The 25,389-nt window shown below is 60.8% G+C and carries 25 protein-coding genes; 18 read left to right on the top strand and 7 right to left on the bottom strand.

Annotation, left to right across the window (positions count from 1 at the left end; all coding sequences use genetic code 11):
• Nucleotides 1–49 precede the first annotated feature (49 nt).
• From ehuA to ehuB, 4 genes are all read right to left on the bottom strand, one after another.
• Nucleotides 50–844 carry an ectoine/hydroxyectoine ABC transporter ATP-binding protein EhuA gene (ehuA, locus tag PFLQ2_RS23150; protein ID WP_033045918.1) on the bottom strand — a complete coding sequence of 265 codons (795 nt, stop codon included), beginning with the start codon at nucleotides 842–844 and terminating at the stop codon, nucleotides 50–52.
• A 74-nt stretch (nucleotides 845–918) separates the two neighbouring features.
• The gene (gene ehuD, locus PFLQ2_RS23145; RefSeq protein ID WP_003178148.1) at nucleotides 919–1,575 is read right to left on the bottom strand and encodes an ectoine/hydroxyectoine ABC transporter permease subunit EhuD; all 657 of its coding nucleotides are present in this window, start codon (nucleotides 1,573–1,575) and stop codon (nucleotides 919–921) included.
• Nucleotides 1,572–2,231: an ectoine/hydroxyectoine ABC transporter permease subunit EhuC gene (gene ehuC, locus PFLQ2_RS23140; protein WP_003178151.1), complete on the bottom strand. Its 660-nt coding sequence runs from the start codon at nucleotides 2,229–2,231 to the stop codon at nucleotides 1,572–1,574. The genes ehuD and ehuC overlap by 4 nt, the downstream gene beginning before the upstream one ends.
• 80 nt (nucleotides 2,232–2,311) lie before the next feature.
• A complete protein-coding gene (gene ehuB / locus PFLQ2_RS23135) occupies nucleotides 2,312–3,169 on the bottom strand; it encodes an ectoine/hydroxyectoine ABC transporter substrate-binding protein EhuB (protein ID WP_003178153.1) in 858 nt (285 codons plus the stop codon).
• A gap of 288 nt (nucleotides 3,170–3,457) precedes the next feature.
• Between ehuB and PFLQ2_RS23130 the strand changes: the two genes are divergently transcribed.
• The 8 genes from PFLQ2_RS23130 to PFLQ2_RS23095 all read left to right on the top strand — a co-directional run bounded on the left by PFLQ2_RS23130 (nucleotide 3,458) and on the right by PFLQ2_RS23095 (nucleotide 12,991).
• Nucleotides 3,458–4,852 (top strand): PLP-dependent aminotransferase family protein, encoded by a 1,395-nt coding sequence (locus PFLQ2_RS23130; protein ID WP_003178155.1) that lies wholly within the window; start codon nucleotides 3,458–3,460, stop codon nucleotides 4,850–4,852.
• A 237-nt stretch (nucleotides 4,853–5,089) separates the two neighbouring features.
• The gene (eutB, locus tag PFLQ2_RS23125) at nucleotides 5,090–6,061 is read left to right on the top strand and encodes a hydroxyectoine utilization dehydratase EutB (protein WP_003178157.1); all 972 of its coding nucleotides are present in this window, start codon (nucleotides 5,090–5,092) and stop codon (nucleotides 6,059–6,061) included.
• A gap of 35 nt (nucleotides 6,062–6,096) precedes the next feature.
• Complete coding sequence (locus tag PFLQ2_RS23120; RefSeq protein WP_003178159.1) at nucleotides 6,097–7,089, top strand: cyclodeaminase; 993 nt, start codon at nucleotides 6,097–6,099, stop codon at nucleotides 7,087–7,089.
• 43 nt (nucleotides 7,090–7,132) lie between these two features.
• Entirely contained in the window at nucleotides 7,133–8,323 is a 1,191-nt protein-coding gene (doeA, locus tag PFLQ2_RS23115) for an ectoine hydrolase DoeA (RefSeq protein WP_003178163.1), read from the top strand.
• 3 nt (nucleotides 8,324–8,326) lie between these two features.
• Complete coding sequence (gene doeB / locus PFLQ2_RS23110) at nucleotides 8,327–9,328, top strand: N(2)-acetyl-L-2,4-diaminobutanoate deacetylase DoeB (RefSeq protein ID WP_003178165.1); 1,002 nt, start codon at nucleotides 8,327–8,329, stop codon at nucleotides 9,326–9,328.
• A gap of 183 nt (nucleotides 9,329–9,511) precedes the next feature.
• Nucleotides 9,512–9,991, top strand: coding sequence for an Lrp/AsnC family transcriptional regulator (locus PFLQ2_RS23105; RefSeq protein ID WP_003178167.1), 480 nt, complete (start codon nucleotides 9,512–9,514; stop codon nucleotides 9,989–9,991).
• A 130-nt stretch (nucleotides 9,992–10,121) separates the two neighbouring features.
• Nucleotides 10,122–11,609, top strand: coding sequence for an NAD-dependent succinate-semialdehyde dehydrogenase (locus PFLQ2_RS23100; protein WP_003178168.1), 1,488 nt, complete (start codon nucleotides 10,122–10,124; stop codon nucleotides 11,607–11,609).
• Nucleotides 11,606–12,991 (top strand): aspartate aminotransferase family protein, encoded by a 1,386-nt coding sequence (locus PFLQ2_RS23095; RefSeq protein WP_003178170.1) that lies wholly within the window; start codon nucleotides 11,606–11,608, stop codon nucleotides 12,989–12,991. Before PFLQ2_RS23100 ends, PFLQ2_RS23095 begins: the two co-directional genes overlap by 4 nt.
• Nucleotides 12,992–13,246: 255 nt before the next feature.
• Here PFLQ2_RS23095 and PFLQ2_RS23090 read toward each other — a convergent pair whose 3' ends face one another.
• Nucleotides 13,247–13,684, bottom strand: a complete 438-nt coding sequence (locus PFLQ2_RS23090; RefSeq protein WP_003178172.1) for a YhcB family protein — start codon at nucleotides 13,682–13,684, stop codon at nucleotides 13,247–13,249.
• Between the two features lie 148 nt (nucleotides 13,685–13,832).
• Here PFLQ2_RS23090 and PFLQ2_RS23085 point away from each other — a divergent pair, with 148 nt between their 5' ends.
• From PFLQ2_RS23085 to zapE, 3 genes are all read left to right on the top strand, one after another.
• The gene (locus PFLQ2_RS23085) at nucleotides 13,833–14,462 is read left to right on the top strand and encodes an alpha/beta hydrolase (protein ID WP_003178174.1); all 630 of its coding nucleotides are present in this window, start codon (nucleotides 13,833–13,835) and stop codon (nucleotides 14,460–14,462) included.
• A 23-nt stretch (nucleotides 14,463–14,485) separates the two neighbouring features.
• Nucleotides 14,486–15,841, top strand: a complete 1,356-nt coding sequence (locus tag PFLQ2_RS23080) for a tryptophan--tRNA ligase (protein ID WP_003178176.1) — start codon at nucleotides 14,486–14,488, stop codon at nucleotides 15,839–15,841.
• A gap of 101 nt (nucleotides 15,842–15,942) precedes the next feature.
• Nucleotides 15,943–17,037 carry a cell division protein ZapE gene (gene zapE / locus PFLQ2_RS23075; protein WP_003178179.1) on the top strand — a complete coding sequence of 365 codons (1,095 nt, stop codon included), beginning with the start codon at nucleotides 15,943–15,945 and terminating at the stop codon, nucleotides 17,035–17,037.
• 191 nt (nucleotides 17,038–17,228) lie between these two features.
• Here zapE and PFLQ2_RS23070 read toward each other — a convergent pair whose 3' ends face one another.
• Entirely contained in the window at nucleotides 17,229–18,125 is an 897-nt protein-coding gene (locus PFLQ2_RS23070) for a GlxA family transcriptional regulator (protein WP_172680580.1), read from the bottom strand.
• Nucleotides 18,126–18,372: 247 nt separating this feature from the next.
• On the opposite strand from PFLQ2_RS23070, the gene PFLQ2_RS23065 reads away from it, so the two are divergent.
• On the top strand, nucleotides 18,373–19,509 hold the full coding sequence (locus tag PFLQ2_RS23065; protein ID WP_003178183.1) for an acyl-CoA dehydrogenase family protein: 1,137 nt from the start codon (nucleotides 18,373–18,375) through the stop codon (nucleotides 19,507–19,509).
• Between the two features lie 123 nt (nucleotides 19,510–19,632).
• Here PFLQ2_RS23065 and PFLQ2_RS23060 read toward each other — a convergent pair whose 3' ends face one another.
• The gene (locus PFLQ2_RS23060) at nucleotides 19,633–20,673 is read right to left on the bottom strand and encodes an NADP(H)-dependent aldo-keto reductase (protein ID WP_003178185.1); all 1,041 of its coding nucleotides are present in this window, start codon (nucleotides 20,671–20,673) and stop codon (nucleotides 19,633–19,635) included.
• 245 nt (nucleotides 20,674–20,918) lie between these two features.
• Between PFLQ2_RS23060 and rplM the strand changes: the two genes are divergently transcribed.
• The 6 genes from rplM (at nucleotide 20,919) to PFLQ2_RS23030 (ending at nucleotide 25,373) form a co-directional block, all read left to right on the top strand.
• Complete coding sequence (gene rplM / locus PFLQ2_RS23055; RefSeq protein WP_003178186.1) at nucleotides 20,919–21,347, top strand: 50S ribosomal protein L13; 429 nt, start codon at nucleotides 20,919–20,921, stop codon at nucleotides 21,345–21,347.
• 14 nt (nucleotides 21,348–21,361) lie between these two features.
• Nucleotides 21,362–21,754: a 30S ribosomal protein S9 gene (rpsI, locus tag PFLQ2_RS23050; protein WP_003178188.1), complete on the top strand. Its 393-nt coding sequence runs from the start codon at nucleotides 21,362–21,364 to the stop codon at nucleotides 21,752–21,754.
• 256 nt (nucleotides 21,755–22,010) lie between these two features.
• Nucleotides 22,011–22,604, top strand: coding sequence for a ubiquinol-cytochrome c reductase iron-sulfur subunit (gene petA / locus PFLQ2_RS23045; protein WP_003178190.1), 594 nt, complete (start codon nucleotides 22,011–22,013; stop codon nucleotides 22,602–22,604).
• The gene (locus tag PFLQ2_RS23040) at nucleotides 22,604–23,815 is read left to right on the top strand and encodes a cytochrome b (RefSeq protein WP_003178191.1); all 1,212 of its coding nucleotides are present in this window, start codon (nucleotides 22,604–22,606) and stop codon (nucleotides 23,813–23,815) included. The genes petA and PFLQ2_RS23040 overlap by 1 nt, the downstream gene beginning before the upstream one ends.
• Nucleotides 23,815–24,597, top strand: coding sequence for a cytochrome c1 (locus PFLQ2_RS23035; protein ID WP_003178193.1), 783 nt, complete (start codon nucleotides 23,815–23,817; stop codon nucleotides 24,595–24,597). Before PFLQ2_RS23040 ends, PFLQ2_RS23035 begins: the two co-directional genes overlap by 1 nt.
• 158 nt (nucleotides 24,598–24,755) lie before the next feature.
• Entirely contained in the window at nucleotides 24,756–25,373 is a 618-nt protein-coding gene (locus PFLQ2_RS23030; RefSeq protein ID WP_003178195.1) for a glutathione S-transferase N-terminal domain-containing protein, read from the top strand.
• Nucleotides 25,374–25,389 lie beyond the last annotated feature (16 nt).

The following is a 25,389-nucleotide window of genomic DNA, read 5'->3' on the forward strand; positions in this document are numbered from 1 at the left end:
GCGGGAGCAAGCTCCCTCGCCACAAAAGTGTTCACTTCAGTGAGTGGGTTCAGTTGGCCTCTTTCACCGCACTCAAAAATGCGCACGTGCGCTCCTGCTGCGGATGCTCGAAGATCTGCGCAGGAGTCCCTTGTTCGTGGATCTGCCCTTTATAGAAAAAGCACACCCGGTCGGCGAATTCCCGGGCGAAGCCCATCTGGTGAGTCACCATCAGCATCGTCAGGTTGTGCTCGGCCCCCAGCTTGCGGATCACGTTGAGCACCTCGCCGCACAGCTCCGGGTCAAGCGCCGAGGTCACTTCGTCGAACAGCATCACCTTGGGCCGCATCGCCAGTGCCCGGGCGATGGCCACCCGCTGCTGCTGGCCGCCGGACAACTGTGAAGGATAGTGGTCGAGCTTGCTGCCCAACCCCACCAGTTCCAGCAAATCGGCGGCACGCTCCCGGGCTTCTTTCGGGTTCATGCCCAGCACCTGCACCGGCGCTTCGATCACGTTTTGCAGCGCGGTCATGTGGGGGAACAGGTTGAAACTCTGGAACACCATGCCGATCTTGCCGCGCACTCGGCGAATGTGTCGGTCGTTGGCCGGCACCAGCACGCCGTTGCGGTTAGGCATGTGGGTCAGGGAATCATCCTCGATTCGGATCTGGCCCTGGTCGATGCCTTCCAGCGTCATCAGCACCCGCAGCAGCGTCGACTTGCCCGAGCCGCTGGGACCGATGATCGCGACCTTTTCTCCCGGTGCGACATCCAGGTTCAGATGGTCGAGCACCGTGAAGCTGCCGTAGCTTTTGGTCACGTCCTGGAAACTCACAATCGGCCGGGACGGAGTCGAGTCTTGCATAGCCGAGGCCTCCTGCTGCGACGCCAGCGTACTGCGCCGGGACAAATCGGTGGGCGTGGACTGAGGTAAAGTCATTAGCGTAGCTCCATGCGCGTTTCAAGGCGCCGTACCAGATAAGCCAAGGCAAGGCTCAGGGCGAGAAAAAACAGGCCAACCATGGTGATCGGTTCCAGGTAGCGGAAATTTTCCGAACCGATGTTCTTGGCCTGCTGCATGATTTCCACCACGGTGATCGCCGACAGCACCGGCGTGTCCTTGAGCATTGCCACCAGGTAATTGCCCAGCGGCGGCACGATCGGACGCAGCGCCTGGGGCAGGATGATGTTGCGGTAGGCGCTGTAGGGCGCGATGTTCAATGCCGTCACCGCTTCCCACTGCGCACGCGGCACCGCATCGAGGCCGCTGCGATAGACCTCGGCGATGTAGCAGGCGTAGTGCAGACCGATGCCGAGGATGCCGACCTGCATGGCCGTCAGGCTCAAGCCGTAGTTGGGCAGCACGTAATAGAGGAAATACACCTGGATCAGCAGCGGCGTGCTGCGGATGAACTCGATCACCGCCGTGGCCGGCCAGGACAGCCAGAGCTTGCGACTACGCCGGCCGATGGCGAGAAACAATCCCAGGACAATCGCGATCAGGAAGCCGATCAGGGTGATGCCCACGGTATTGAGGGAGGCGCGCAACAGGTCCGGCAGGATCTGTGCGGCGTAGGACCAGTCGAACAGCGTCATGACAGACCTCCACGCATCCGGCCCCGGCTCAGCCGTCGCTCGACTTTGCGCATGCCGAAGTTGATGGCCTGGGCCAGGATGAAATACAGCACCAGCGCCAGGCTGAAAATTTCCAGGGTCTGGAAGGTCGCCTGGTCCAGTTGTCGCGCTCGGAAGCTCAGGTCCGACAGGGTGATCAGCGACACCAGTGAAGTGTTCTTCAGCAGCTCGATCAACAGATTGGTTCCAGGCGGGATCGCCGCCAACAGAGCCTGGGGCAGGATGATCCGCTTGAAACGCGTGAAGCCGCTGAAATTCAGTGCCGTACAGGCTTCATATTGCCCCTTGGCCACCGAGCTGATCGCGCCGCGCATGACTTCGGCACCGTACGCGCCGATGTGCAGGCCCAGGCCGACAATCGCCACGGCGTAAGGGCTCAGCTCGATGTTGAATGGTGGTAGCGGCAACACGAAAAACAGCCAGAACAATTGCACCAGCAGCGAGGTGCCACGGAACACTTCGATATAGGTGATCGAAAACCAGCGCAGCGCTCGCCAGGGCGACAACCGCCCGAGGGCCGCCAGCACCGCGGCGACAATCGCCAGCAGCGAACCGAAGAACGTCACCTGAAGCGTGACCCAGGCCCCTTGAATCAATAACGGAAGTAATTCGCCCATGGTTCAACCCGATATCCGATGAAACAGGCAACAGGCATCACGCAACGCGCGTCACGCCTGTTTCGGCACGTCAGTCTCGACTATGGCTGAGCGCAAAGCTCGGCCGCAGTTTTGCTGGTGACGTTGGATTTGTCGAAACCGAATGGCGCCACGGCCTTGAGGTGTTCTTCGGAGCCCAGCCACTTCTTCAGTTCGGCGTTGACCGCGTCGCGCAGGTCCTTGTCTTCGGGGCGGAAGGCGAGGGCGCCGTAACCGATGTGGGAAGGGTCGTCCTTGAATTCGGTCATCGCCTCGACCTTGTCGCCGCCCTTGCCGGCCAGGCCTTTCATGGTCAGTTGCGTGCCGACGGCGGCATCGGCACGACCGGCGCGCACCGCTTGCAGTTGTGCGGTGGTGTCGGGGACCTGGAGGATCTGTTCATCCTTGACCCCGGAATCTCGAGCGTAAGCCAGGTTCACCGTGCCGGCCATGATCGCCAGCTTCACATCCGGTTGCTTGGCGATGTCTTCGTAGCTGTGGAGTTTCTTCGGGTTGCCCTTGGCCACGAGCAACGCATCGGGCAACTGGTATTGCGGGTCGGTGAACAACACTTGCTTGCAGCGCGCCGGGGTGATGTACATGCCGGCGGCAATCACGTCGAAACGACCGGCACGCAGGCCCGGGATCAGCGAGCCCCATTCGGTGAGTACACCGTTGACCTGCTTGATACCCATTTTGGCAAAAATGATCTTGGCGATTTCAGGCGATTCACCGGTCACGGTGCCGTCGGTTTCGGTGAAGGCGAACGGGGTTTCATTGGCGTAGCCGATCCGGATGCTGCTATTGCTTTTGACGGTGTCCAGGGTGGCCGCTTGAACGCTGCCGACCAGGCCGAGGACGGCGCAGGCCAGCAGGAGTCGACGCAGGGGCGCGCCGGTGCTGGGAAGAAAATTGCTCATCGATAAAATCTCCTGTTTCTTGTGGATCCGTCGTTGGACGGCTCTGTGGTAGGAGGCAGTGTTACAAGAGCAAAACGTACAGCGGCTGATCCAGGCTGGGCCATGGATCGGGAACGGCGCCGGTACAGGTCGATCCGGCTTTTTGTCAGGATAAGAACCTGCCTGGATGTCGACCTTGGACCGAGCATACAAAAGCCCCGACACCGATTGTATTGCACTAGGACAATTGCTTTGCCGTGATTGCCGCGCAATGCTGTGCGCACCAGAACACACGCGGGTTGCAGCGTCATGGATAAGTGGAAATCAGCCCTGGAAGTCGCCCGCAGCGGTGAATCCAAATACAAGATTCTGGTGCAGGCCATTGCCGATGACATCGAGCAGGGTGCCTTGGCCAACGAGCAACGCCTGCCGCCGCAACGGCAAGTGGCCGACGCCATGGGCATCAGCGTGCAGACCGTCACCAATGCCTATAAGGAATTGGAACGCCAAGGGCTGGTACGGTGCGAAGTGGGGCGCGGCAGTTTCGTTTCGCGGCGCATGAGTGATCGGGTCGCCACCTATATCCTCGACAGTCCCGAGCGGGCCCTGGTGGATTTTTCCATCACGCGAATCATGCACACCCGTGAACACGACCAGTTCTGGCGCGACACCTGCCTGGAGCTGAGCACCGAGGAAGACCAGCCGTGGATCCATGCGTTTCGTCCGATTGCCGGTTTTGAATCCCACCGTGAAGCCGCTGCGCAATGGATCGGCCGCCAGGGGCTGAAGGTCGATCGCAACGATCTCTTGATCACCAATGGCGCGGCCCACGGGATTTTCCTGGCCTTGGCGTCCCTGGCCGGCCCCGATGATGTGGTGCTCTGCGAAGGCGTGACCGACCATGGGGTGATCGGCAATTCACAAGTGCTGGGCTTCACCCTCAAGGGCCTGGAGATGGACCGCTACGGCATCGATCCCGAGCACTTCGAAGACATGTGCAGCAACGAGCGCATCACCGCGTTGGTGTGCACGCCGAACCTGAACAACCCCACCACCAGCCTGATGCCCGACGCCCGTCGGCGGGAAATCGCCGAGATCGCCCGACGCTTCGGCGTGCACATCATCGAGGACGACGTCTACGGCCCGCTGCTGGATGAACGCCGGGCGCCACCCATCAGCCATTACCTGCCGGAGCTGTCGTTCTATTGCACCAGCATGACCAAGTCGGTGCTCACGGGGCTGCGCATCGGCTATCTGGTGGTGCCCAAGCGCCTGGCCCTGCGCACAGAAAGCATCTTGCGGGTGAACAGCTGGATGGCCACGCCCATGGTTTCGGAGATTGCCGCGCGCTGGATTCGCGATGGACGCGCCGAGTCGCTGGTGCATCTGCAGCGCCGCTTGCTGTCGGGGCGCCAGGCGATGGTCAGCGAATACATGGGCGAGCACCTGCTGGGCCAGCATCCCCATGCGCTGAACGCCTGGATCGGCATCCCGCCCCATTGGGAAGTGGACAGCCTGGTACGGGCGCTGCGGCACAAGCATATCGCCGTGACCTCGCCCGATCCGTTCACCGTCCGTGGCACACCCAAACCCCGCGCGGTGCGGGTATGCGTCGGGGCCGAATGCAGCGATGAGGAAATGCGCGATGCGTTGATCGGCATGCGGGAGATCTTCAATCAGTATCCGCAGATCCATGATTTCTGATGTTGCTGGATTAATGCCCAACACAACCCCCTGTGGGAGCGGGCTTGCTCGCGAAGGCGGCGGCACATCCAGCATTGATGTGACTGGCAGACCGCTTTCGCGAGCAAGCCCGCTCCCACACTGGAATTGTGCTGTTCACGGGATCTGTGTCACTACAAACTAAATTGCCCTAGTACATTCATCACCACAATCCAGCCCTCTTAGACTGCGCCCAACACATCAGCTCGGGACGCGGTCATGGCAGTGTTGCAGCTTCAGGATATCTACCTCGCTCGCCAGCGCATCGCGTCGCTGGTCAGGCGCACGCCCATGGAACATTCCGCCAGCTTGTCACGGCTGATGGGGGTGGCGGTTTACCTCAAGCTCGAATCCCTGCAAATCACCGGCAGTTTCAAACTGCGCGGCGCGAGCAATGCCGTGGCGCAACTCAGCCCCGAGCAGAAGGCCCTGGGCGTGGTCACCGCATCGACCGGCAACCACGGCCGGGCGCTGGCCCATGCCGCTTCGCAGCAAGGGGTCAAGGCGATTGTCTGTTTGTCGAGCCTGGTGCCGGCCAACAAGGTGCAGGCAATTCGCGACCTCGGAGCCGAGGTGTGCATCGTCGGCCAGTCCCAGGACGATGCCCAGCGCGAAGCCGAACGCATCGCGAGGGAACAAGGCGCGACGTTTCTGCCGCCATTCGATCACCCAGCGATCATTGCCGGCCAGGGCACCCTCGGCCTGGAGATCCTCGAACAACAACCGGACGTGGCCCAGGTGCTGGTGCCGCTGTCTGGTGGTGGCTTGTTCGCCGGCGTGGCCTTGGCCCTCAAGAGCGCGAATCCAACAATCCAGGTCCATGGCATCAGCATGGCCCGTGGCGCGGCGATGCACGCCAGCCTCGCCGCCGGCCACCCGGTGGACATCGAAGAACTGCCGACGCTGGCTGACTCCCTCGGCGGCGGCATCGGTTTGGACAACCGCTACACCTTCGACATGACCCGCCAACTGAGCGATGACCTGCACCTGCTTTCGGAAGCCTCCATCGCCAATGCCATCCGCCACGCCTATCACCACGAACGCCTGGTCCTCGAGGGCGCGGCGGCGGTCGGCATCGCTGCGCTGCTCGACGGCCTGATCGAACCTCGCGGGCCCATCGTGCTGGTGGTCAGCGGGCGCAACGTCGACACCGAACACCATGCCCGCGTGATCGCGGGTGCCAACGCCTGATAACAACACCTGATAACTGCGCAACGGAGCCTGTCATGAGTGAAGTCATCCTATTGAGCGAAGCTGATCTGCGCAGTTGCGTGGCCCTCGACCTGCCCAGCATCGACGCCGTCGAACAGGCTTTCGTGCAACTGGCGACGGCCGCCGTGGCGATGCCGCCGATCCTGCGGTTGGACATTCCCGAACATAACGGTGAAGTGGATGTGAAGACCGCTTACCTGCCGGGCCTGGAACGCTTCGCCATCAAGGTCAGCCCTGGCTTTTTCGACAATCCCAAGCTCGGCCTGCCCAGCCTCAACGGCATGATGATGCTGCTCTCGGCGCGTACCGGTTTGCTGGATGCGCTGTTGCTGGACAACGGCTACCTCACCGCCGTGCGCACGGCGGCGGCGGGCGCGGTGGCGGCGCGTTGCCTGTCCCGCAAGGCGAGCCGCAGCGTCGCACTGATCGGCGCGGGCGAACAGGCGGCGTTGCAGCTCCAGGCGCTGCGTCTGGTACGGCCTATCGATGAAGTACGGGTCTGGGCGCGCGATGCGCAAAAGGCCCGTGCATTCAGCGCCGGACTGGCCCGCGACACCGGGCTTGCGGTCACGCCATGCGCCAGTGTCGACGAAGCCCTGGAAGGCGTGGACATCGCGATCACCTGCACGCCAAGCCGCGAGCCGCTGATCGAAGCCCGACACTTGCACCCCGGCCTGCACATCACCGCGATGGGCTCGGACGCGGAACACAAGAACGAGATTTCCCCGCAAGCCCTGGCGGCTGTCGATCGCTACGTCGCCGATCGCCTCAGCCAGACCCGCCTGCTTGGCGAACTGCACCACGCCCTGGCGGCCGGCGCCGTGGACGATGAGCTGGCGCTGATGGAACTGGGCCAAGTCCTGGCGGGGCAGCGGGCCGGGCGGACCAACGAGGCGCAAGTCACCCTGTGTGACCTCACCGGTACCGGCGCCCAGGACACCGCCATCGCCAACCTGGCTTTCGACCGGGCACGGGCGGCGGGCAAAGGCTTCGCCTTCGGGCGCTAAAGCTGTTTTTTCATTCGTGCGTCATTGATCAGAGGGCAGAGGGATGTCAGAGAAAGTCGTCAATCTTCCGTTCCAACGGGAGGAATACGCCCAGCGCCTGGCGAAGGTTCGCGCCGCCATGCAGGCCCAGGGCCTGGAGCTGTTGCTGGTCACCGATCCGTCGAACATGGCCTGGCTCACCGGCTACGACGGTTGGTCATTTTATGTGCACCAATGCGTATTGCTGGCGCTGGACGGCGAGCCGGTGTGGTTCGGTCGCGGCCAGGACGCCAATGGCGCCAAGCGCACGGTGTTCATGCAGGCCGATAACATCGTTGGCTACCCGGACATCTACGTGCAGTCCCGCGAGCGCCACCCCATGGACTACCTGTCCCGGGAAGTGATCATCGCCCGTGGCTGGGGCGCGCTGACCATCGGTGTGGAAATGGATAACTATTACTTCAGCGCCGCCGCCTACCTGTCGCTGCAAAAACACCTGCCCCAGGCAAAACTGGTGGACGCGGTGGGCCTGGTGAACTGGCAGCGGGCGGTCAAGTCGCCCCAGGAAATCGCCTACATGCGCATCGCCGCGCGCATCGTCGAGAACATGCACGGGCGGATCCTCGAACGGATCGAGCCGGGCATGCGCAAGAACGAATTGGTGGCCGAGATCTACAGCAGCGGCATCCTCGGTGCCGACGGCCATGGCGGCGATTACCCGGCCATCGTGCCGCTGTTGCCCACCGGCGCCGACGCCAGCGCGCCCCACCTGACCTGGGACGATTCGCCGTTCGAAAAGGGCGCCGGCACCTTCTTCGAAATTGCCGGTTGCTACAAGCGTTACCACTGCCCGTTGTCGCGGACGATCTACCTGGGCAAGCCGCCGGCGCATTTTATCGAGGGCGAAAAAGCGGTGGTCGAAGGCATCGCCGCAGGCCTGGACGCGGCCAAGCCGGGCAATACCACCGGCGACATCGCCGTGGCGTTTTTCAAGGTGCTGGAGAAATTCGGCATCCACAAGGACAGCCGTTGCGGCTACCCCATCGGTATCAGTTATCCGCCGGATTGGGGCGAGCGCACCATGAGCCTGCGTCCTGGCGACACCAGTGTGTTGCAACCGGGCATGACCTTCCACTTCATGCCCGGGCTGTGGATGGATGATTGGGGCCTGGAGATCACCGAGAGCATCTTGATCACCGAGACCGGCGTCGAGACGCTGTGCAACGTGCCCCGCCAACTGTTCGTGAAGGATTGAACGATGAGTGAACTGCCCGCCAATCCCATCAGCGCCACAGTCGATTTCACTCGCGAAGGCGTGCAGCACGGTTTTCTCAAGCTGCCGTATTCGCGGGATGATTCGGCCTGGGGCGCGGTGATGATTCCCATCACCGTCATCCAACGCGGCAGTGGCCCGACGGCGCTGCTCAGCGGTGGCAATCACGGCGACGAATACGAAGGTCCGGTGGCCCTGAGCAAACTGGCGCAGCAACTGACGGCTGAAGAGGTGAGTGGGCGGGTGATCATCGTGCCGTTCATGAACACCCCGGCGTTTCATGCCGGGCGCCGGACTTCGCCGATCGACAAGGGCAACCTGAACCGCAGCTTTCCTGGCAGGCCGGACGGCACTGTCACTGAGAAAATCGCTGATTATTTCAACCGCACGCTGCTGCCCTTGGCCGACGTCGTGTTGGACATTCATTCCGGTGGCCGGACCCTGGATTTCCTGCCGTTCGCCGCTTGCCATATCTTGCCGGATAAAGAACAGCAGGCGCGCTGCGAGGCCGGGATGCTGGCGTTCAACGCACCGTATTGCATGCGCATGCTGGAGCTGGACGCCGGGGCGATGTACGACACCGCGGCCGAATCCCAGGGCAAGGTGTTCGTGACCACCGAACTGGGCGGCGGCGGCTCGTCGACGGCCCGCAGCGTGGCGATTGCCGAGCGAGGCGTGCGTAATTTGCTGATCCACGCCGGCATCCTGCGCGGCGCGATCGACCTGCAGCCTTCGCTGGTGCTCGACATGCCGGACGCCAGTTGCTTCATCGCCAGCGAGCACGACGGCCTGCTGGAAATGTGCCGCGACCTGGGTGAACACGTAACCCAGGACGAGGTGGTGGCGCGCATTTACGACGCCACCCGCAGCGGCGTCGCCCCGGTTGAATACCGCGCCGCCCGCAGCGGCCTATTGGCGGCCCGGCACTTCCCTGGGCTGGTGCAATGTGGCGATACGTTGGCGGTGATTGCCGATGTGTTGGCCTGATGCAGATTGCGCAGGCCCATTGTGGCGAGGGAGCTTGCTCCCGCTCGGCTGCGAAGCAGGCGTCGCTTCTGACCTGAAGCCGGGAAGGAACCGAGATTAGGGCCGCTGCGCGACCCAGCGGGAGCAAGCTCCCTCGCCACAGTAATCGGTGTGATGTCTGAATTGCCTGGAGAGCCCCGGCCCATGCACAAGCTCGATCGCTACGACCTCAAGATCCTGCAAATCCTCGCCGAGGATGGGCGGATTACCAAATCGAGCCTGGCCGAGGCCATCAATCTGTCGGTCACGCCGGCCTGGGAACGGGTGCGCAAGCTGGAGATGGCCGGGTTGATCACCGGTTACCGCGCGCAGATCGACTGGGGCGCGGTGTTCAAGCGCCAGCAGGTGCTGGTGGAGATCACCCTGGCCCGCCATACCGCCCAGGACATGCGCCGGTTCGAACAGCGCATGGCCAGCGCTGCGCAAGTCGCGTTCTGTTATGCCACCGGTGGCGGGGTGGATTACCTGGCGATGATCCAGGCGCCGGACATCGATTATTACCAGCGTTTCGTCGATCAGTTGCTGCTCGAAGACCTCGGCATCGAACGCTACTTCACCTACATCGTCACCAAGACCATCAAGACTGGCGGCGCCTTGCCGGCGGAGTTGAGCGAGCCATCCTGAGCACAGCAGAAAAGCCGCTTTCGCTGCCTGGATTCAGAAAAAAACCAGGGTTTGACCCACGGCAAACGCCCGATTACCCAAGCGCCGCTGCCCTAGCATGGATTCACGCACACGCTCTGGAGTGAACGTCATGACTTACCAACACCCGCTGCTGTTCAAGGCGCTTTGTTATATCGATGGCCATTGGGTCCACAGCGACAGCGGCCACAGTATCGCCGTGCATAACCCGGCCACGCGCACGGTGATCGGCCATGTGCCGATGCTCGACCAACCGCAGATTATCGCGGCGGTGGACGCGGCCCACCGCGCGTTCACGGCGTGGCGCGAGCAGAGCCTGGACGCCCGCGGCGCGATCCTGCGGCGCTGGGCGGCGTTGATGCTCGAACACCGCGAAGACTTGGCGCGCATTCTCAGCCTGGAACAGGGCAAGTCGTTGGCCGAGTCCCGGGGCGAAATCGCCTATGCCGCGAGTTTCATTCCATGGTTCGCCGAAGAGGCCCGGCGCCTGTACGGGCAAAACATCCCCAGCCACATTCCCAATGCACATCTGGGCACGGTCAAGGAACCGGTGGGGGTCTGCGCGTTGCTGACGCCATGGAATTTCCCGTCGGCGATGATTACCCGCAAGGCCGCCGCTGCCCTGGCTGCCGGGTGCACCGTGGTGATCAAACCGGCCCACGAAACCCCGTACTCGGCCCTGGCCCTGGCGCAATTGGCCGAGGAAGCTGGGTTTCCCGCCGGGGTGTTCAACGTCGTACTGGGCGAGCCGCAGATGACCATGGAAAGCCTGGTCAAGGATCGCCGCGTACGCTCGGTGAGTTTCACCGGGTCAACCCGGGTCGGCAAACTGGTGCTGCAAGCCGCCGCCCATGACGTGAAGAAAGTCGCCCTGGAGCTGGGCGGCAACGCGCCGTTCATTGTTTGCTCCGATGCGGACCTGACGCTGGCGGTCAAAGTCGCGGTGGAGGCGAAATTCCAGACCTCGGGCCAGGATTGCTGCGCGGCCAACCGGATCATGGTGCAGCGTCCGGTGTACCAGGCGTTTCTCTCGCGTTTTGCCGCGGCGGTGCGGGCCTTGCGTGTCGGCCCTGCGATGGTCGATCAACAGGAGCAAGACGTGGACGTCGGCCCGTTGATGCATCAGGCCGCGTTCGACGTGACCGCCGACCGGGTTGCCGACGCGCTGGCCCTTGGCGCGCAACGTCTTGTTGGTGGCGAGGCCCATGCCTTGGGCGGGTTGTTCTACCAGCCGACGGTGCTGGCTGATGTCACGCCGCAAATGCGCATCTACTGCGAAGAAAACTTCGCACCCATCGCCGGGGTAATGCCGTTCGACACCTTGGACGAAGCCATCGACATGGCCAACGACACCGAATACGGCCTGGCGGCCTATATTTGCTCGAACCGCCTGGACGTCATCTACCCGCTGATCCGCCGTCTCGACCACGCCATGGTCGCGGTCAACGGCGTCAAGTTCACCGGCCATCCGATCCCCTTCGGTGGCATGAAAGCCTCGGGCCTCGGCCGTGAGGGTGGCAATGAGGGCTTCGAGCCCTTCGTCGAAACCAAATACTTTTGCCTGCACCACCAAGGCCAGTTCCCAGGAGAGCCCGCATGAGCCAAGAACTCAACACACTGTTCGAACAAGACCGTGCGCATTTCATGCACCCGTCCACCCACGCCCATGATCACGCCAGCGGTGCGCTCAAGGGGCGGATCATCAAGAGCGCGTCGGGCATCCGCATTCGTGACCATGAGGGCCGTGACTTCATCGACGCGTTCGCCGGCCTCTACTGCGTGAACATCGGCTATGGCCGCACCGAAGTGGCCGATGCCATCTACAAGCAGGCCAAGGAGTTGGCCTACTACCACACCTACGTCGGTCACTCGAGCGAGGCGATCATCGAGCTGTCCAGCCGCATCATGGACTGGGCGCCTGAGGGCATGAAAAAGGTCTATTACGGTTTGTCCGGCTCCGACGCCAACGAAACCCAGGTCAAGTTGGTGCGCTATTACAACAACGTGCTGGGGCGGCCACTGAAGAAGAAAATCATCTCCCGCGACCGTGGCTATCATGGCTCGGGCATCATGACCGGCAGTCTGACCGGGCTCGCGGCCTTTCATCAGCATTTCGACCTGCCGGTGGAAGGGGTCAAGCACACCGTGTGTCCTCACTGGTATCGCAAGGCCCCGGCGGGCATGGACGAAGCGACGTTCGTGCGTTATTGCGCCGATGAGCTGGAAAAAATGATCCTCGCCGAAGGTCCCGACACAGTGGCGGCGTTCATCGGCGAACCGCTGATGGGCACCGGCGGCATCATTGTCCCGCCTGCCGGCTATTGGGATGCGATCCAGGTCGTGCTGAAAAAATATGACGTGCTGCTGATCGCCGATGAAGTGGTCTGCGCCTTCGGCCGCCTCGGCTCGAAAATGGGCAGCCAGCGCTACGGCATGAAGCCGGACCTGATCACCACCGCCAAAGGCCTGACCAGCGCCTATGCACCGTTGTCGGCAGTGATCATCGGCGAAAAAGTCTGGAGCGTGATTGAAAAGGCTTCCCAGGCCGAAGGTGCCATGGGCCATGGCTGGACCTATTCCGGACATCCGATCTGCGCGGCGGCGGCGTTGGCCAACCTCGATATTCTCGAACGGGAAAACCTCACGGCCAATGCCGAGGACGTCGGTGGTTATCTGAATCGCCGCCTGCGTGAAACCCTCGAGGGCCATCCGCTGGTGGGAGAGGTGCGCGGTGATGGCATGCTGGCGGCGGTGGAATTCATGGCCGACCGTGAGCAACGCACGGCTTTCGATCCGGCATTGAAGGTCGGCCCGAAAGTCTCGGCCGCCTGCCTGGAGCGCGGCATGATCGCCCGCGCCATGCCCCACGGCGACATCCTGGGCTTCGCCCCGCCGCTGATCCTGACTCGCGAAGATGCGGACCTGATCGTCGATATCACCAAAGGGGCCATCGATCAGGTGGCGGGTGAGGTGTTGGCTTGAGATTTGTGGTGAGCGCGAAATTTTTGAATATCTGGGATCCAGTGTGGGAGCGGGCTTGCTCGCGAAAACGGTCTGCCTGAACCTATGATGTTAGATGTACCACCGCCTTCGCGAGCAAGCCCGCTCCCACAGCAGATTGTCAGTAGTTGCAGGATTTGTGTTCACCACGACCAATCTCCCACAGGGGATTTTCTTGGGCTAAAAAAAAGCCCGCCCGATCTCTGATCGGGCGGGCTTTTTGGTGTCGCGCGTAAATTACTTCTTCAAACCGTAATGCTCATCGAGCATGCCGGGCGAATTGGGGGCCTTTGGGGCGTAGTCCCGCGGCGGTTCCTGGATCCCTTTTGGTGGGGTCAGGCGTTCCCGTGGAGTCTGTGTCGCATCGGCTTGCAGGGCGGCCAGCAGACGTTGGCGAGTCTGCTCATCCAAGGCCAGACGATTGGCGCCTTCGGACAAATGATCTTGGACTTCCTGGTAGCTCTGGGTGAGTTTCTTCACCAGAGAAGCGGTGCTGTTGAAATGGGTGACCACTTCATTCTGGTAACTGTCGAAACGTTCCTGGATGTCGTCCAGCTGACGTTGGGTGCTGTTGGGCACCGCGTTGGGCAGCAATCGGGCAAGCAGGAATCCAATGGCGACACCGGCAACCAGGGCAAGAGTCGGCAACAACCAAACTAAGAGCGAGTGTTCCACGAGTCCTTCCTCTATAAACGGCTTTGCTTTACGTTAACGGCTCGGACCTGCGCTGTATACCGCGAAGAACATCGCAATCATGCCAGGCACAGACTTTTAGCTAGACGAGTCGACCCTATTCGGGGTCACGGAGTTCTTTCCCTTGCTTATGCGCGAAACCCCTGTAGTCATCGATGGCCCCGTCGGCCAACTGGAAGCCTTGTACCTGGACAGCGAGGCCCCCCGTGGCCTGGCGCTGATCTGCCACCCGAACCCGGTACAGGGCGGGACCATGCTCAACAAAGTGGTCTCGACCCTGCAACGCACCGCCCGTGATGCTGGCCTGGTTACGTTGCGTTTCAATTATCGCGGCGTCGGCGCCAGTGCCGGCAGCCATGACATGGGCACCGGCGAAGTGGACGACGCCCAGGCGGCCGCCCAATGGTTGCAGGCAAAATACCCGCAGCTGCCCCTGACCCTGCTTGGCTTTTCCTTCGGCGGATTTGTCGCCGCCAGCCTCGGCGGACGCCTGCAAGCCCAAGGTCAGTCGCCCAGGCACCTGTTCATGGTGGCCCCGGCGGTGATGCGCCTGGACGAGCAATCGCCCTTGCCGATGAACGGTGAGTTGACCGTGATCCAGCCGGAAAACGACGAAGTCGTCGATCCCCAGCTTGTCTACGAATGGTCAGACGCGCTGCAACGTCCCCATGAGCTGCTGAAAGTGGCAGAATGCGGACACTTTTTTCATGGCAAGCTGACCGATCTCAAGGATCTGATCCTGCCGCGCCTCTCGAATTGACAGCAGTCTGAAAGCGATAACCCATGACGACGCGTACCCGTATCCTGACCGGCATCACCACCACCGGCACCCCACACCTGGGCAACTATGCCGGCGCCATCCGTCCGGCGATCCTCGCCAGCCGCGACAGCAATGCCGATTCGTTCTACTTCCTGGCCGACTACCACGCCCTGATCAAGTGCGATGACCCGCTGCGCATCCAGCGTTCACGCCTGGAAATCGCCGCCACCTGGCTGGCCGGTGGCCTGGACGTGGACCGCGTAACCTTTTATCGCCAGTCCGATATCCCCGAGATCCCGGAACTGACCTGGCTGCTGACCTGCGTCGCCGCCAAGGGGCTGCTCAATCGTGCCCATGCCTACAAGGCCTCGGTGGACAAGAACGTCGAGACCGGCGAAGACCCGGACGCCGGCATCACCATGGGCCTCTACAGCTATCCGGTGCTGATGGCGGCCGACATTCTGATGTTCAACGCCCACAAGGTGCCGGTCGGTCGCGACCAGATCCAGCACGTGGAAATGGCCCGCGACATCGGCCAGCGTTTCAACCACTTGTTCGGCCAGGGCAAGGAGTTCTTCACCATGCCCGAGGCGCTGATCGAAGAGAGCGTCGCCACGCTGCCGGGCCTCGATGGCCGCAAGATGTCCAAGAGCTACGACAACACCATCCCCTTGTTCAGCAGCGCCAAGGACATGAAGGACGCGATCTCGCGGATCGTCACCGATTCCCGCGCCCCGGGCGAAGCCAAGGATCCGGACAACTCGCACCTCTTCACCTTGTTCCAGGCCTTCGCCACTGCGGCCCAGTCCGCCGAATTCCGTAGCGAACTGCTGCAAGGCCTGGGTTGGGGCGAAGCCAAGAATCGCCTGTTCCAGTTGCTCGACAGCGAGCTGGGTGAAGCACGCGAGCGTTATCACCAGTTCATCGAGCGTCCGTCGGACCTCGAAGACATCCTGCAACTGGGCGCGAAAAAAGCCCGGGCCGTGGCGACGCCGTTCCTCAACGAGCTGCGCGAAGCCGTTGGCCTGCGCTCGTTTGTCAGCCAGGTCCAGGTGGCGGCCAGCACCAAGAAGAAAGCCGCCAAGGCGGCGCGCTTCGTGAGCTTTCGCGAAGACGACGGCAGTTTCCGCTTCCGTCTGCTGGCGGCCGATGGCGAGCAACTGTTGTTGTCGCGCAACTTTGCCGATGGCAAGACTGCCGGCCAGGTCACCAAGCAATTGCAGGCCGGCCAGCCACTGGATGTGCGCAGCGACGAGCTGGGTTTCAGCGTTTGGCTCGATGATGCATGCGTGGCAGACAGCCCGGCTTTCGCCGACAGTGCCGCCCGGGATGCCGCCATCGAGGCGTTGCGCGTCGCCCTGACGCCTGCCCAGGACTGATTCAGCGCGTTATCCGACCATCGGCTCGAGTAAGGGCCGATTGCCATTCCCTTGGGCCGTCGCTACAGTGACGGCCCGTTTTTGTTGCCTTGCTAACGAATATGACGCCCCTAGAACGATATCAAGCTGATCTGAAACGCCCGGAATTCTTCCACGACGCAGCCCAGGAAACGGCCGTGCGGCATTTGCAGCGCCTGTACGACGATCTGGTCGCCGCCTCGAACAACAAGCCGGGCTTGTTGGGCAAACTGTTCGGCAAAAAAGACCAGACCCCGGTCAAGGGCCTGTATTTCTGGGGCGGCGTCGGCCGTGGCAAGACCTACCTGGTGGACACATTCTTCGAGGCGCTGCCGTTCAAGGAAAAGACTCGGACGCACTTCCACCGCTTCATGAAGCGTGTGCACGAAGAGATGAAGACCCTGGGCGGCGAGAAGAACCCGCTGACCATCATCGCCAAGCGTTTCTCCGACGAAACACGGGTGATCTGCTTCGATGAGTTTTTCGTGTCCGACATCACCGATGCGATGATCCTCGGTACTTTGATGGAAGAGCTGTTCAAGAACGGCGTGACGCTGGTCGCCACTTCCAACATCGTGCCGGACGGTCTCTACAAGGACGGTCTGCAACGGGCGCGCTTCCTGCCGGCCATCGCACTGATCAAGGAACACACCGAAATCGTCAACGTCGACAGCGGCGTCGACTATCGCCTGCGCCACCTCGAACAAGCGGAGCTGTTTCACTTCCCCCTGGACGCCGCCGCCGAAGAGAGCCTGCGCAAGAGCTTCCGCGCCCTGACGCCGGAATGCACCCAGGCTGTCGACAATGATGTATTGATCATCGAGAACCGCGAGATCCGTGCGATTCGCACCTGTGACGACGTCGCCTGGTTCGATTTCCGCGAATTGTGCGACGGCCCTCGCAGCCAGAACGACTACATCGAACTGGGCAAGATCTTCCACGCCGTGTTGATCAGTGGCGTCGAGCAGATGAGCGTCACCACCGACGACATCGCCCGCCGCTTCATCAACATGGTCGACGAGTTCTACGACCGTAACGTGAAGCTGATCATTTCGGCCGAAGTCGAACTCAAGGACCTCTACACCGGCGGTCGCCTGACTTTCGAGTTCCAGCGCACGCTGAGTCGTCTGCTGGAAATGCAATCCCACGAATTCCTGTCACGGGCGCATAAGCCGTAGGGCGATTCGGAAAACAAAAAAGGCCTGCGATTGCAGGCCTTTTTTGTGCCCTCGAGATCAGTCGTTTACTGCAAACCCTGTGGGAGCGGGCTTGCTCGCGAAGGGGTCAGTCTATTCAACATAGACGCAAGCTGAGCCGCCGCCTTCGCGAGCAAGCCCGCTCCCACATTGGGTTGTATTCAATCCTCGGTTCAGGCTGCCTGTTGAAACTGCTGCCGATACTGGTTCGGCGACAGGTCGGTATGTTGCCGGAACAGTCGTGCGAAGAAGCTCGCGTCGTCGTAGCCGACTTCATAGCTGATGGTCTTGATGCTCTTGCGGCTGCCGGACAGCAGGCCCTTGGCGGTTTCGATCCGTAGCCGTTGCAGGTAGTGCAACGGTTTGTCGCCGGTGGCGGTCTGGAAGCGGCGCATGAAGTTGCGGATGCTCATGCCGTGTTCCCGGGCGACGTCTTCGAAGCGGAACTTGTCGGCGAAGTGTTCTTCGAGCCAGTGCTGAATCTGCAGGATGATCACGTCCTGATGCAGTTTTTGCCCCCCGAAACCGATCCTCCCGGGTGAATAGCTGCGCTGGACTTCGTACAGAATGTCCCGCGCTACGGCCTGGGCCACGTTGGCGCCGCAGAAGCGTTCAATCAGGTAGATGTACAGGTCGCAGGCCGAGGTGGTGCCGCCGGCACAGAACAGGTTGTCGGCGTCGGTCAGGTGCTTGTCCTGGTTCAGGTGAACCTGGGGGAAGCGTTCCTTGAAGGCGTTGAAGAAGCGCCAATAGGTGGTGGCTTCCTTACCATCGAGCAACCCGGCCTCGGCCAGCCAGAACACCCCGGTGGCTTCGCCGCAGAGTACGGCGCCGCGGGCGTGCTGGTCGCGCAGCCAGGGCAGGACTTGGGGATACCGTTGGCACAGGGAGGCGAAGTCATCCCAGAAGGCTGGAAGGATGATGACATCGGTATTTTCCAGGCCGCTGTCCACCGGCATGATCACATCGCTGAAGCTGTTCACCGGCTTGCCGTCGGGGCTGACCAGCCGGGTTTCGAATGCCGGCGTCAGGCCGTGGCCCAGTTGTTTGCCGTAGCGCAGGCTGGCCAGGTGGAAAAAATCCTTGGCTTGCATGAGGGTAGAGGCGAAGACCCGGTCGACTGCCAGGATGCTGACGCGCCGCAAGGGCGAGGTGGCGTGAATAGAGGGCATAAGTGATCTTTATTTTTATAGGGGAAAGTGGTCATTCGACGGCTGGATCGTCTTATTTTTTGTCGGATGTGTCCAGTGTCCTGTCGCACGCCGCAGGCTTAGGCTTTGTCGGATAACAACGCCCAACCCTCACGAAAGGTGCGCCATGATCCCGAGAACACTGTTCACCCCCGAGCACGAATTGTTTCGTGACAGCGTACGAACCTTCCTCGAAAAAGAAGCGGTGCCGTACCACAGCCAATGGGAAAAACAGGGGCATGTGGACCGTCAGCTGTGGAACAAGGCGGGGGCGGCGGGGATGTTGTGCTCCCATATTCCTGAGGCCTACGGTGGACTGGATGCCGACTTCCTCTACAGCACCGTGGTGATCGAGGAGATCGGGCGCCTGGGGCTGACCGGGATTGGCTTTTCGCTGCATTCCGACATCGTTGCGCCGTACATCCTGCATTACGGCAGCGAAGCGCTGAAACACAAATACCTGCCGAAACTGGTATCGGGTGAAATGGTCACGGCCATCGCCATGACTGAGCCGGGGGCTGGCTCCGACCTGCAGGGCGTAAAGACCACGGCGGTGCTGGAGGGTGACGAGTACGTTATCAACGGTTCGAAGACGTTCATCACCAATGGCTTCCTGGCTGACCTGGTGATCGTGGTCGCCAAGACCGATCCGAAGGCCGGCGCCAAGGGCACCAGCCTGTTCCTGGTGGAGGCGGGCACGCCAGGCTTCGAAAAGGGCAAGCGCCTGGAAAAGGTCGGAATGAAGGCCCAGGACACGTCGGAATTGTTCTTCCAAGATGTCCGTGTGCCGAAGGAAAACCTCCTCGGACAAGCCGGCATGGGCTTCGCCTATTTGATGCAGGAGCTGCCCCAGGAACGCCTGACGGTTGCCATTGGCGGCTTGGCCTCGGCTGAGGCGGCGTTGCAATGGACCTTGGACTACACCCGTGATCGCAAGGCGTTCGGAAAGTCCATCGCGGACTTCCAGAACACTCGTTTCAAGCTGGCGGAGATGGCCACCGAGATCCAGATAGGCCGGGTTTTTGTCGACCGCTGCCTGGAGTTGCACCTGCAAGGCAAGCTCGACGTGCCGACGGCGGCGATGGCCAAGTACTGGGGCACCGACCTGCAATGCAAGGTGCTCGACGAGTGCGTGCAGTTGCATGGCGGCTACGGTTTCATGTGGGAATACCCGATTGCCCGGGCGTGGGCGGATGCGCGGGTGCAGCGGATCTATGCGGGGACTAACGAGATCATGAAGGAGATTATTGCGCGGTCGCTTTGATTATGCGGTGACTGTCAGGCCGCCTTCGCGAGCAAGCCCGCTCCCACATTCGACCGCATTCTTTCAGGAGAACTTGGTTAAATGTGGGAGCGGGCTTGCTCGCGAAGACTTTTTACCTGGCGATCAAGGAGCAGGGTTTGGGTGATCCTTGTGAATCGCCTCGATCCCCGCCAGCACTTCATCCGATAGCTTCAGGTCGAAGCTGGCTATGTTGCTGTCCAGTTGTTCCAGCGTGGTGGCGCCGATGATGTTGCTGGTCACGAACGGCTGCTGGGTGACGAACGCCAGGGCCATCTGGGCTGGGTCCAGACCATGTTCGCGGGCCAGCGCCACATAACGGCTGCACGCCGCTTCCGATTGCGGATTGAAGTAGCGCGCGAAACGGCTGTAGAGCGTCAGGCGGCCCTTGGCCGGTCGTGCGCCGTTTTCGTATTTGCCCGACAGGAAGCCGAACGCCAGGGGCGAATAAGCCAGCAGGCCGCACTGTTCGCGAATGGCAATCTCCGAAAGGCCGACTTCAAAGCTGCGGTTGAGCAGGTTGTACGGATTCTGGATCGACACCGCGCGAGGCCAGCCGCGGGCTTCGGCCAAGGCCAGGAACTTCATGGTGCCCCACGGCGTTTCGTTGGATATGCCGATGTGGCGGATCTTGCCGGCGCGGACTTGTTCGTCCAGGGCTTCGAGGGTTTCTTCCAGTGGGGTGAACGATTCCTCGGCGTTGTGCTTGTAGCCCAGTTGGCCGAAGAAGTTGGTGCTGCGTTCCGGCCAGTGCAATTGGTAAAGGTCGATCCAGTCGGTCTGCAGGCGCTTGAGGCTGGCATCCACCGCTTCGACGATGTGGCGGCGGTTGTGCTTGAGATTCTTGTCGCGGATGTAGTCGATGGTGTTGCCCGGGCCGGCGATCTTGCTTGCCAGGATCCAGTCGGCACGGTCACCGCGGCTCTTGAAATAATTGCCGATATAACGCTCGGTGGTGGCGTAGGTCTCGGCCTTCGGCGGCACCGGGTACATCTCGGCGGTGTCGATGAAATTGATGCCGGCACCCTTGGCGCGTTCGATCTGGGCGAACGCCTCGGCCTCGCTGTTCTGCTCACCCCAGGTCATGGTGCCGAGGCACAGGGCACTCACGTTCAGATCGGTACGGCCTAGCTGGCGATAATCCATCGGGGACTCCTTGGGCAAAACAATCATAAAAGCAGGTTGAAATATTTTTCGCAATCTGCATAATTGCGCACCTCTTTCTGCAGTGGAAGTGATGCGCCGCCGCCGAAGAATCTTGCCGTTGAACGGACGCGCCGACCCGAGCCCCCGAAAGCGTCTGTATCCGGCTGCCTTTGACTTGTCAAAGTACGCACTATTCAGTAAGATCCGCCGTCTAATTTACAGGGCGGCCCCTGAGGCTATAAAGAATGAAAACTTTTACTGCTAAACCGGAAACAGTAAAGCGCGACTGGTTTGTCGTCGACGCTGCTGGTCAGACCCTGGGTCGTCTGGCCACCGAAATCGCGAGCCGTCTGCGTGGCAAGCACAAGCCTGAGTACACCCCTCACGTTGACACCGGTGACTACATCGTCGTGATCAACGCTGAGCAAGTACGTGTTACTGGCGCTAAAACCACTGACAAAATGTACTACTCCCACTCCGGTTTTCCTGGCGGCATCAAGTCGATCAACTTCGAAAAGCTGATCGCCAAAGCCCCTGAGCGCGTGCTCGAGACCGCGGTTAAAGGCATGCTGCCTAAAAACCCACTGGGTCGCGACATGTATCGTAAGCTGAAAGTCTATGCGGGCGCTGCTCACCCTCATACTGCTCAGCAGCCCCAAGAACTGAAGTTTTAACGGAATAGTTCATTATGTCGGCGACTCAAAATTACGGCACTGGCCGTCGCAAGACTGCAACCGCACGCGTTTTCCTGCGTCCGGGCACTGGTAACATCTCCATCAACAACCGCACCCTGGATAACTTCTTCGGTCGCGAAACTGCCCGCATGGTAGTTCGTCAGCCGCTGGAACTGACCGAGACCGTCGAAAAATTCGACATCTACGTCACTGTTATCGGTGGTGGTGTAAGTGGTCAAGCTGGCGCAATCCGCCACGGCATCACTCGCGCCCTGATGGATTACGACGAAACCCTGCGCGGCGCCCTGCGCAAAGCCGGTTTCGTAACTCGCGATGCTCGTGAAGTTGAACGTAAGAAAGTCGGTCTGCGTAAAGCGCGTAAGCGTCCGCAGTACTCGAAGCGTTAATTTCGCTTCCGCTTTCAAAAGGCGCCCAGTTCCTCACGGAGCTGGGCGTTTTTTTATGCGTGAAAGAATTGCTCTGTGACAACTTGCCACATTCATAGAGCCCCTATACTACAAGGCTTAGCGGTTTGGCCGCTTGGTAATTACCTTGTCAGAATTGGGGGTTTTCATTACCATTCGGCAAAATTTTTATAAGTTCAGATTTTTACTTAGTAGACGCCTGATCTAACAGGCCACAAAGCTGATGGGAGAGGACTGAATGAGCAATGACGGCGTGAATGCAGGCCGGCGTCGCTTCCTGGTAGCAGCCACATCCGTGGTGGGTGCTGCAGGAGCGGTGGGGGCTGCGGTCCCGTTCGTGGGGTCATGGTTTCCCAGTGCCAAGGCGAAAGCCGCAGGTGCACCGGTGAAAGTGAATGTCAGCAAGATCGAGCCAGGCCAGCAGATGATTGCTGAGTGGCGCGGCCAGCCGGTGTTCATCGTCCGCCGTACAGAGGAAATCCTGGGGAATCTGAAAAAGATCGAGGGCCAGTTGTCCGACCCTTCCTCCAAGAACTCGACTCAACCGGAATATGTCAATCCTGAGACGCGCTCGATCAAGCCGGAAATCCTGCTGCTGATCGGCATCTGCACGCACCTGGGTTGCTCGCCAACGTTCCGTCCTGAAGTGGCCCCTGCCGATCTGGGCAAGGATTGGGTCGGTGGCTATTTCTGCCCTTGCCACGGCTCCCACTATGACCTGGCTGGTCGCGTCTACAAGTCGCAACCTGCACCTCTGAACCTGCCAGTTCCCCCGCATTCCTATGAGACCGACGACGTCATTGTCATCGGCGTCGATACGGAGAAAGCGTGATGAGCAAATTCATGGATTGGGTTGATGCGCGCTTTCCCGCGACCAAGATGTGGGAAGACCATCTCAGCAAGTATTACGCTCCAAGAAACTTCAACTTCTTTTATTTCTTCGGTTCCCTCGCACTGCTCGTTCTGGTCAACCAGATCGTCACCGGTGTCTGGCTGACCATGAGCTACACCCCGTCGGCTGAAGAAGCTTTTGCTTCCGTCGAATACATCATGCGTGATGTCGAGTACGGCTCGATCCTGCGTCTGCTGCACTCCACCGGCGCCTCGGCGTTCTTCATCGTGGTCTATCTGCACATGTTCCGTGGCCTGCTCTACGGTTCGTACCAGAAGCCTCGCGAGCTGGTGTGGGTTTTCGGCATGCTGATCTACCTGGCGCTGATGGCTGAAGCCTTCATGGGCTACCTGCTGCCGTGGGGCCAGATGTCCTACTGGGGTGCCCAGGTGATCATCTCGCTGTTCGGTGCGATCCCGGTCATTGGGAACGACCTGACCCAATGGATCCGTGGTGACTACCTGATCTCGGGCATCACCCTGAACCGCTTCTTTGCCCTGCACGTGGTAGCCCTGCCGATCGTGATTCTCGGCCTGGTGGTGCTGCACATCCTGGCGCTGCACGAAGTCGGCTCGAACAACCCGGATGGCGTGGACATCAAGAAACACAAGGACGAGAACGGCGTACCGCTGGATGGCATTGCCTTCCACCCGTACTACACCGTGAAAGACATCGTCGGCGTGGTGGTCTTCCTGTTCATCTTCTGTTCCATCGTGTTTTTCTTCCCGGAGATGGGCGGTTATTTCCTCGAGAAGCCGAACTTCGAACAGGCGAACGCATTCAAGACTCCTGAGCACATTGCCCCGGTCTGGTACTTCACGCCGTTCTACGCGATTTTGCGAGCTATCCCGGACAAGCTGATGGGCGTCATCGCCATGGGTGCGGCCATCGCCGTGCTCTTCGTCCTGCCGTGGCTGGACCGCAGCCCCGTCAAGTCGATGCGCTACAAAGGCTGGCTGAGCAAGATCTGGCTCGTGGTGTTCTGCATCTCGTTCGTGATCCTGGGCGTGCTAGGGGTACTGGCACCGACACCGGAGCGTACGTTGCTGTCGCAGGTTTGCACCTTCCTGTACTTCGCCTACTTCATTCTGATGCCGTTCTACACCAGGCTCGAGAAGACAAAACCGGTTCCGGAAAGGGTGACTGGCTGATGAAAAAGCTATTTGCTGTACTGATTCTTGCTGCCATGCCTGTACTGTCCTTCGCGGCCGAACACGGTGGTCCAGAGCTGGAAAAAGTCGACATCGACGTTTCCGATAAAGCGGCCATGCAGGACGGCGCCCGTACGTTCGCCAACTACTGCATGGGTTGCCACAGTGCCAAATTCCAGCGCTATGAGCGCGTGGCTGACGACCTGGGCATCCCGCACGAGCTGATGCTGGAGAAGCTGGTATTCACCGGCGCCAAGCTGGGCGACCATATGACCATCGGCATGCAGCCTGCAGACGCCAAGACCTGGTTCGGCGCTGCGCCGCCGGACCTGACCCTGGTGGCACGGGTGCGCGGCACCGATTGGCTCTACGGTTACCTGCGTTCGTTCTATGAAGATCCTGCGCGTCCATGGGGCGTGAACAACAAGGTCTTCCCGAACGTCGGCATGCCTAACGTCCTGGTCGGCCTGCAGGGTCGCCAGGTGGTAGGCTGCAAGCAGGTCCAGATTGTCGAGCACGGCAAGAAGCAATTCGATCCGCTGACCGGCACCGCTTTGACCCACGAAGCCTGCGATCAGTTGACCATATTGCCGAACACCGGCAGCCTGACACCGGAGCAGTTCGACGAGAAGGTCAAGAACCTGGTGACTTTCCTGGCCTACTCGGCCAACCCGGTGAAGCTGGAGCACCAGCGCATCGGTACTTATGTATTGCTGTACCTGGCGTTCTTCTTCGTATTCGCTTACCTGCTCAAGCGTGAATACTGGAAAGACGTGCATTGATAACGCTGTAAGCTGCAAGCCGTTGCTGTTAATCGTGCGCGCCCAAGGGCGTCTCTGAAGGTGTAACGAGCCTGGCCAGCCAGGTGTTACGAGAGACGTCCTCTGGGCGCGCTCGTTTTTCCGTTTTTCGATAATTTCAACAAGCGAGGAGGATCGCCATGGGCGTGACCAATCGGTTGGCCTGTTACTCCGACCCCGCCGACCACTATTCCCACCGGGTACGTATCGTACTTGCAGAGAAGGGTGTCAGCGCCGAGATCATTTACGTTGAGGCGGGTCGTCAGCCGCCGAAGCTGATCGAGGTGAACCCTTACGGCAGTCTGCCCACCCTGGTCGATCGCGACCTGGCGTTGTGGGAGTCGACCGTGGTGATGGAATATCTGGATGAGCGTTATCCGCATCCACCTTTACTGCCGGTGTACCCTGTCGCGCGTGCCAATAGTCGTTTGCTGATTCATCGCATCCAGCGTGACTGGTGCGGGTTGGTTGACCTGATCCTGGATTCCCGGACCAAGGAGCCCGCGCGAGTCGTGGCGCGCAAAGAGCTGCGTGAAAGCCTGACTGGCGTGTCGCCGCTGTTCGTCGACAAGCCGTTTTTCCTCAGTGAGGAACAAAGTCTGGTGGATTGCTGCCTATTGCCCATACTCTGGCGTTTGCCGATTCTGGGTATCGAACTGCCGCGGCCCGCCAAGCCGCTGCTTGATTATATGGAGCGCCAATTTGCGCGTGAGGCTTTCCAGGCGAGTCTGTCTGGCGTCGAACGCGACATGCGCTAAAGGCTTAGGGAGCCGC

Origin of the sequence: Pseudomonas fluorescens Q2-87 (genome assembly GCF_000281895.1) — a bacterium.
GTDB lineage: Bacteria > Pseudomonadota > Gammaproteobacteria > Pseudomonadales > Pseudomonadaceae > Aquipseudomonas > Aquipseudomonas fluorescens_S.